5 protein-coding genes are annotated in these 5,964 nt (G+C 72.5%); 2 read left to right on the top strand and 3 right to left on the bottom strand.

All coding sequences use genetic code 11. The features are described 5' to 3' along the window. Positions 1–1,578, top strand: a 1,578-nt coding sequence (locus K4G64_RS37825; protein ID WP_308122598.1) for an ATP-dependent helicase C-terminal domain-containing protein, incomplete at its 5' end; no start/stop codon positions are given. On the opposite strand, the gene K4G64_RS37820 is transcribed toward K4G64_RS37825, so the two are convergent. The 3 genes from K4G64_RS37820 to K4G64_RS37810 all read right to left on the bottom strand — a co-directional run bounded on the left by K4G64_RS37820 (position 1,568) and on the right by K4G64_RS37810 (position 4,619). After that, positions 1,568–2,560, bottom strand: coding sequence for a DUF3068 domain-containing protein (locus K4G64_RS37820; protein WP_221760393.1), 993 nt, complete (start codon positions 2,558–2,560; stop codon positions 1,568–1,570). The genes K4G64_RS37825 and K4G64_RS37820 overlap by 11 nt on opposite strands. 26 nt (positions 2,561–2,586) lie before the next feature. Beyond that, complete coding sequence (locus tag K4G64_RS37815) at positions 2,587–2,721, bottom strand: SPW_0924 family protein (protein ID WP_107426737.1); 135 nt, start codon at positions 2,719–2,721, stop codon at positions 2,587–2,589. A 149-nt stretch (positions 2,722–2,870) separates the two neighbouring features. Next, entirely contained in the window at positions 2,871–4,619 is a 1,749-nt protein-coding gene (locus K4G64_RS37810; protein ID WP_221760392.1) for a lytic transglycosylase domain-containing protein, read from the bottom strand. Positions 4,620–4,993: 374 nt separating this feature from the next. On the opposite strand from K4G64_RS37810, the gene K4G64_RS37805 reads away from it, so the two are divergent. Then, the gene (locus K4G64_RS37805) at positions 4,994–5,851 is read left to right on the top strand and encodes a DUF4184 family protein (protein WP_221760391.1); all 858 of its coding nucleotides are present in this window, start codon (positions 4,994–4,996) and stop codon (positions 5,849–5,851) included. Positions 5,852–5,964: the final 113 nt, after the last annotated feature.

The following is a 5,964-nucleotide window of genomic DNA, read 5'->3' as shown; positions in this document are numbered from 1 at the left end:
CGCGAACGCCGTCAGGTCGGCCACCTTGATCTCCGGCGACGGATACCGCGGCAGCGGGCGGGGCGGGCCGGGCGTGAGGCGCCGGGGACGGTGTACCGCTGCTGGGCGGAGGCCGAGGACGCGCGGCTGCCGCGGTATCCGTCGCCGGAGATCAAGGTGGCCGACCTGACGGCGTTCGCGTTGCAGGTGGCGTGCTGGGGAGATCCGGACGCGTCCGGACTGGCGCTGCTGGACGGCCCGCCGAGCGGGGCCATGGCGGCGGCGCGGGAGGTCCTGACGGCGGTGGGGGCGGTGGACTCCGCCGGGCGGGCCACGGAGCGGGGTGTCGCTCTGTCCCGGCTGGGACTGCATCCCCGGCTGGGGCGGGCGCTGCTGGACGGGTCCGGCCCGGTCGGGGCGGAGCGGGCCGCCGAGGTCATCGCGCTGCTCAGCGAGGAGGCTCCACGGGAGTACGGGGACGACCTGGCGGGCGCGCTGCGCCGTGCTCGGCATGGGGGTGATGCCTACGCGTCACGGTGGCGGAGTGAGGTCAGGCGGTTGCGGGCCGTTGTTTCCGGTGTGCCGTACAAGGCCGCGGCTGAGGCCGAGACGCCCGCGGGCCTCTCCGAGGAGCAGCAGGTGGGGCTCGTCGCCGCTCTCGCCTTTCCCGAGCGGGTGGCGAAGGTGGACGGCGGGTCGTATCTCATGGCGTCGGGAACCCGCGCCGAGGTCGGCGCCGGCAGCGCGCTGCACGGTTCCCCCTGGATCGCCGTCGCCATGGCCGACCGGCCCGTCGGCAGGGGGCACGCGCGCGTGCAGCTCGGGGCGGTCGTCGACGAGGAGACGGCCCGGGTCGCGGCGGGGGCGCTGCTGGAGGAGCGGGACGAGGTCCGCTGGGACGGCGGGGACGTCGTGGCGCGGCGGGTGGAGCGGCTGGGGGCCGTCGAGCTGGCGGTACGGGCGCTGAAGGACGCCGGTCCCGGGCTCGTGCGCGACGCGTTGCTCGACGGGCTGCGGCGGGAGGGGTTCGGGCTGCTGCGGTGGTCGGCGGAGGCCGATGCGCTGCGGCAGCGGCTGGCCTTCCTGTGGCTGCATCTCGGTGCGCCCTGGCCGGACGTGTCCGATGACGCGTTGCACGCGCGCGTGGAGGAGTGGCTGGAGCCGGAGCTCGGCCGGGCGCGGCGGCGGGCCGATCTGGCGCGGATCGATGCCGGGGTGGCGCTCACCAGGCTGCTGCCCTGGGCCTCAGGGGAGGCGGGGCGGCTCGACGAGCTGGCTCCGGAGCGGATGACCGTGCCGAGCGGGTCGAGGATCCGGATCGACTACTCCCGGCCCGAGCAGCCCGTGCTGGCGGTGAAGTTGCAGGAGATGTTCGGGCTGCAGGAGTCGCCCCGGGTCGCCGGGGTGCCGCTGCTCGTGCACCTGCTGTCCCCGGCCGGGCGGCCGGCCGCCGTCACCGCCGACCTCGCCTCGTTCTGGCGGGACGGCTACAGGGGCGTGCGGGCGGAGCTGCGGGGGCGGTATCCGAGGCATCCGTGGCCCGAGGACCCGGCGGCGGCCGAGCCGACCCGGCACACCAACGCGCGGCTCAGGCGCTGACCGACGGCACTTCCTCGGCCGCCGAGGGGGCCTCTTTCGAGGGGCGGCGGCCGCGGGCCTCGACGTACAGCGCGAGGGCGAGCAGGAGGACGCCGAGGGTCAGGAATCCCCACGGCAGGTAGGACGTCAGCAGCGCGATGAGCAGACGCTGGGACTTCACCAGGTCGACGGTGTGCGTGATGTAGTCCTCGCGCATCTTCACGTGGCCGGCGAACGCGGTCACCTTGTCGCGGTCCCCGAGGAGGGTGCCGCCGCGCAGTTCCTCCTTGTGGATCTCCTCGCCGTACACGGGGGCGCCGGTGAGGGGTTCGACCCAGAACTTGCGGACCGTGGTGTACCAGCGTTTCGTGCCGGTCCGTTCCACCGCCTCGGAGGTGAGGCCCTCGACGGGCAGGGTCTTCGGGATCTTCACCTCGGTCCAGGGGATGGTCTGCTCGAAGTAGTAGACCTCCAGGCCGCGGAAGTCCTGGGTGCCCTTGTACGTGATGGGTGCGGTGATGCGGGCCTGGGCGTCGAAGTACTCGTAGTCCCGTTTACCGGTCAGGAAGGGCCACTTGAACTCGATGCCCTGGCGGCGCACCGGGTCGCCGTCGACCATCTCGCCGGTGGCGTGGACGGGTTCCTGGGTGTGGGCGTCGAAGATGTAGCGCTCGGGGATCCGGGAGACCATCTTGCCGTCGGGGCCGACGACGTAGGACAGGCCGTCCCAGACGACGACGTCACGGCCGGCCGACTCCTCGATCCGCTCGGAGGCCTCCACGTCGCCCTTGAGGGTCTGGACGATGGTGACCTCGGAGACCTTCTTGGCCTTCATAGTGCCGTAGTCGAGGAGGGTGGCGTCCTTCGCCTCCAGGACCATGTCCTGGTACTGGTTCGCGGGGACCTTGGCGAGGCGGGGGAAGGCGTACCAGCGCAGCAGCGGGGACAGGGCCGCGAAGAACACGGCGAGGGCGAGCAGGACCAGGCCGGCCTTGCGGCGCATCTCGGCCTCCCTCCCGGGCGGGGCGGTCAGGGGTGTGCGGGCACGGTCGTCAGCAGCGGCTTCGGGGACGTCCCACCCGAGGGGGAGCCGAGGGCGGTCAGCGTCAGGACCACGGCGAAGGCGAGGGCGAGACCGGTGGCGGCGGCGATGAGGGCGCGCATACGGGGCCTCCCCACGGGTCGCGACGGCCAGAGCTGATGCACCGTCAGGTTGTTCGGCACCGTAGCAACGCGCGGCGGAGATGAGAACACGTTGCACACACAACGACGCCCCTCCTTACAAGAGGGGCGTCGTCTGTCGTACCTGAGAGCTACGCGCTCGGGCTGGCCGACGGGCTCGGCGAGGACGTCTCGGCCGCCGCGACGGTCAGTTCGACGGTGAGTGTCGCGCCGCCTGCCGTGGTGACGCGGAGCAGGAACGTGCCGGTGGTGTCGTCCGCGTACAGCGTGGGCAGCTTCAGCAGGCCCTTGGCATCTGTCTTCAGACCCGTGAGGGTGCGGACGGCCTTGCCGTCGGCGTCCTTGAAGTAGGGGCCCTTGTCGGTGACGGTCGGGTCGTCCGCCGACTTGATCAGCGTGGCGGTGGCCGCGACACCGTCGGCTACGGCGCCCTTGTACGTGGCCTTGACCTCGACCTGGTTCGCGAACGTGCCGCCCGGGGCGCAGGTCAGCGCGGCGTCACCGGTGCGGGCGAGCGTGTCGGCGGCGCGCTCGGTGACCGTCGCCTTGTAGTCGAGGCCCGGGAGGGCACGGCCCACCACGGTGGCGCGGACGGTGACGGTCCCGGTCTTCTCCCCCGCCTGCAGGGCGGGCGCCACGGCCACACCGGAGCTGTTGGTGGCGACCGTGGCCACGTCCTCGCCGCCGGTGAAGGTGGTGTCCGTGTCGCCGAGGATCGTGAAGCGGACCCTGACCTTGGCGACGGACTTGCCGGCCTCCGTTTCGGCGCGGGTGCTGATCCGCCGGCTGAACGCGTCGCCGGCCATGGCGGTGAGCTTCCCGGTTGCCGCGTCCTCCAGGTGGTCCACCGTGTCGGTGGGGGTGGGGGGCGTGCTGGGCGGCGTGGACGGCGTGCCGGGCGGTGTGGTGGGCGGCTTCGGGGTCGTCGTGCCGCCACCGCCGGGCTTCTGCGGTGTCTCGGGCTTCTCGGGCTTGGGGCCGGGCTTGGGCGTCGAGCCGGCCGGGGTCGTCGCGCCCGGGACGGTGGGCGTCGGGCTCGCGCCCGCGCCGTCGTCGCTGCGGTTGTCGGGGAGCGTTCCGGTGCCGTCCGGGACCTCGTGCGCGCCCTTGCGGTAGTACTCCAGCCACCTCATGACGAGGTTCAGGTAGTCCCGCGAGTTGTTGTAGCTGAGGATCGCGCGGTCGAGGTCGCCCTGCTGGGACAGGTCCCAGTTGTTGCGGCACAGGTAGTGGCCGGCGGCGAGCGCGGCGTCGTAGATGTTGTTGGGGTCCTTCTTGCCGTCGCCGTTGCCGTCGCGGCCGGCCCAGGCCCAGGTGGAGGGGATGAACTGCATGGGGCCGACGGCCTGGTCGTACGAGCTGTTGCCGTCGTACGCGCCGTCGTCGGTGTCCTTGATGAGGGCGAAGCCGTTGCCGTCGAGCTGGGGGCCCAGGATCTTCTTGATGGTGGTGCCGTCGGCGTCGACGCGGCCGCCGCGCGCCTGTCCCGACTCCACCCGGCCGATGGCCGCGAGGAGTTGCCAGGGCAGGTTGCAGCCGGGCTTGGCCTCGCGCAGCGTGGCCTCGGCCTTCTTGTAGGCGTCGAGGACGGTCGCGGGGATGCCCGATTCCGTGGTGCCCGTGCCACCGGGGGCGGGGCCCGTGGACGGGGACGGGTTCGGGCTCTTGAGCGGAGGCAGGTCCGTGTAGTACGGCGAGTTGCCGGTGGCGCTGCCGTCGGAGGCACTCGCTTCGGGGGACGGGGTGGCGTCGGCAGTGGTCTGTCTGCCGTGGTCGTTCACGCCCGGAGCCTGGGAGGCGGACAGGGCCGCGACCGCTACCGCGGCCACGGCGGTGGTCGCCGCCCCCTTGCGCAGCCTCCTGCCGAATTGCGCCGCCATAGAGTGAACCCCTCCCGTGGACGCCCGAGCGTCCGGTCTACGTCTGCAACCGGTCTATGTCTGCAACCGGTTATGTCTGCAGTGTTCGCCCTGTTGTGACGATCCAACCGCCCGAGGGGTTGCCCTCCGACGGTCACAACTCTGTTCTCTTGCGCGCTCTGCTCTTTACCGCGGTCACGCGTTCGACGCGCTCCCCGCGCGGCGACTCTGGCGACCCTACGACAACTTCCTTTGCTCGGGCACCCGTTCGTGACCGTTTTTCACCAGTTGGTCATGTGCACTGGTGACGCCGTCGGCCTGGTGGCGTCCCGCATACTGGGCTACTGACCGCCAGGCTCCCCTGCCTGGTGCAACGACCGTCGCGAGGAGCCGAGTTGCCGTTCACGCTGAGCCATGCGGCAGCCGTACTGCCGGCCGTCCGCACCGACGGCACCGGCCGGGGCCGACTGGTCCCCGCCGTGCTCGTGGCGGGGTCCTTCGCGCCCGACATGACCTACTACGCGGCGAGTGTGCTGTCCGAGGCGATGGAGTTCGGCGACGTCACGCACTCGGTTCCGGGCGTCTTCACGGTCGATGTCCTCATCGCCTGGGCGCTGGTGGGGCTGTGGCTGCTGACGCGTGAGCCGCTCGTCGCGTTGCTGCCGCGGGCCCGGCAGGGGCGGGTGGCGACCCTGCTGCGGTGCGGGGCGCCCCGGGCGCGGGTGCGGCCGTCGCTGGTGGCGCGGTGGTACGCGTCCGCGGTGCTCGGGGCGCTGACCCATGTGGTGTGGGACGCGTTCACCCATCTCGACCGGTGGGGCATGCGGCTGTTTCCGGTGCTGGGCCGGGAGGTGGCGGGCTCACCGCTGTACTGGTACCTGCAGTACGGGGGTTCGGCGGTCGCCGCTGTCGTGATCGCCGTGTTCGTGGCGCGGGCGCTGCGGCGGGTGCCCGTGTGCGAGCCGGTGGGTGTTCCGGTGCTGGCGGCGCGGGACCGTTGGGCGGCCGCTGCCGTCATCGGCGGCTTCGCGCTGGTGGGCGCGGTGCAGCGGGCTTCGCGGTGGTGGGCGTACTGGGGCTCGGACGCCAAGCCCTGGGAGATCATTCCGACGGTGTGCTTCGGCGCGGGCGCGGGACTCGTCCCGGCGCTGCTTCTCTACGCCGTGGGGGTCAGGGGGCTGCGTCCGGTTCCGGCCCCCGCCGCTCCTGCCCCTGTCGCCGAGACGGAGCCGAGCCGCCCGGCCGCTCGCTGAGGACGCTCAGGACGCTGTCGGTCGTCGTGATGTACACGGTGATGGTGGTGTGTGCGGGGCGGGGGCGGGTTCGTGGGAACAGGGTGAGGACGAGGGCCAGGTAGTCGCGGGCC

It is taken from the genome of Streptomyces sp. WAC04114, from assembly GCF_019733245.1.
Taxonomy (GTDB): domain Bacteria; phylum Actinomycetota; class Actinomycetes; order Streptomycetales; family Streptomycetaceae; genus Streptomyces; species Streptomyces massasporeus_A.
The sequence above is the reverse complement of the archived record's forward strand: the minus strand, read 5'-3'. Positions and strand labels throughout refer to the sequence as shown.

Bases quoted from the DNA above. Each gene is read 5' to 3' on its own strand.
- K4G64_RS37815 (WP_107426737.1), bottom strand. From the start codon at position 2,721: ATGCGCGCCCTCATCGCCGCCGCCACCGGTCTCGCCCTCGCCTTCGCC.
- K4G64_RS37810 (WP_221760392.1), bottom strand. From the start codon at position 4,619: ATGGCGGCGCAATTCGGCAGGAGGCTGCGCAAGGGGGCGGCGACCACC.
- K4G64_RS37820 (WP_221760393.1), bottom strand. From the start codon at position 2,560: ATGCGCCGCAAGGCCGGCCTGGTCCTGCTCGCCCTCGCCGTGTTCTTC.